General features: G+C 57.0%; 1 protein-coding gene. It reads left to right on the top strand.

From position 1 onward, the window contains the following. Nucleotides 1–341: 341 nt before the first annotated feature. Nucleotides 342–1,681 (top strand): GTP-binding protein (locus VFE46_08720; GenBank protein HZZ28071.1); only part of this gene is annotated, 1,340 nt, incomplete at its 3' end.

Here is a 1,681-nt window from a genome sequence, read left to right on the forward strand (position 1 = left end):
CCTGCTAGCACAATTAGGATAGAATCAAATGTTGTGGAAAGCACTGTTTTCTCTGAATCGCATTTTTCTGAATCGCAAGCGCAGCCATGAACCATCATCCTCGCCGATGCCCGCACCTTCGGGTCGCTGCGCTGAAAGCTCACCCGCCCCAGCTGTTGCCATGAGCATGCGGCTTCGATAGCAACCCTTGTTCCCGCGGCGGTTTCTATCGTTCGTTCTCCCGTTTCGGCCTTCTGGCTAAGCCGGAAGCGATTCAGGGCCTGCCCTTAGCGCCAGTGCGACCAACGGTCGCGGCTTTTTATTTTAACTGACCACTAACCACTGAACACGGACAACTGATTATGCGTCGCAATGATATTCGCAACATCGCCATTATCGCCCACGTCGACCACGGCAAAACCACGCTGGTCGATGCCATGCTCCGGCAAAGCGGGCAATTTCGCTCCAGCCAATTGCAGGGGGACTGCATTCTGGACAGCAACGATTTGGAGCGCGAGCGTGGCATTACCATCTTAGCCAAGAATATCGCGCTAGCGTACAAAGACGTAAAAATCAACCTCATCGACACGCCGGGCCACGCCGATTTCGGCGGCGAAGTGGAACGGGTGGTGCGGATGGCCGACGGAGCGCTGGTGCTGGTCGATGCCGCCGAAGGCCCCATGCCGCAAACACGGTTTGTGCTCAGCAAGGCGCTGGAATGTCGGCTGCAACCCATCGTGATCATCAACAAAGTCGATCGCGGCGACGCCCGGGCGCTGGAAGTGTTGAACGAAGTGTTCAATTTGTTTTTGGAACTGGGCGCCGACGACAAGCTGGCTGATTTTCCCTATTTGTTCGGCAGCGGGCGGGGCGGATATTTATCGCACGATCCGGAAGCGCGCGACGGAGATTTGCTCCCCCTGTTGGATTTAATCTTGGAGCGGGTGCCGGGGCCCAATGTCGATTTGAACGCGCCATTGCAAATGCTGGTGACCACGTTGGATTGGTCAGACTACGTGGGCCGCATTGCCATTGGGCGCATTCAAGCAGGCAAAATCAGCAAGGGGCAAAACGCGGCGTTGATGCAGGCTCCGGTGACTGGTCCGGAAGCGGATCATCACGACGAAGAGGAACATTTAACATCGGACCGAATTGTGAACGGCAAAATTGTGCAGGTGCACGTGTTCGACAAGCTGGGCCGCGTAGAAGTGAACGAAGCCACGGCCGGCGATATTGCCGCCGTGGTCGGCTTGGAAAACGTGGAAATTGGCGACACCATTGCCGATGTGGAGCAGCCTGTGGCGCTGCCGCGGCTGACCGTCGATCCGCCCACGCTGCAAATGGTGTTTGGCGTGAATACGTCACCGTTTGTCGGGCGCAGCGGCAAGTTTTTAACGACGCGCCATTTACGGGAACGGCTGGAGCGCGAGCTGGAAAAGAACGTGGCGCTGCGAGTCGAGCCGCTGGAAGGCACCGAACAGTTCGTCGTTTCCGGCCGTGGTTTGCTGCATCTTTCGGTGTTGATTGAAATTATGCGCCGCGAAGGCTATGAGCTTTCGATCGGCAAGCCGCACGTCATTTTGCACGAGCACAACGGCGTGACGGAGGAGCCGTTCGAATTGCTCGTGATTGAAGTGCCGCACGAAAAACTCGGTCCGGTCATGGAACTGGTGGGAGCGCGGCGCGGAAAAATGGTCGAAAT

This window comes from Pirellulales bacterium (assembly GCA_035656635.1).
Classification (GTDB): domain Bacteria; phylum Planctomycetota; class Planctomycetia; order Pirellulales; family JADZDJ01; genus DATJYL01.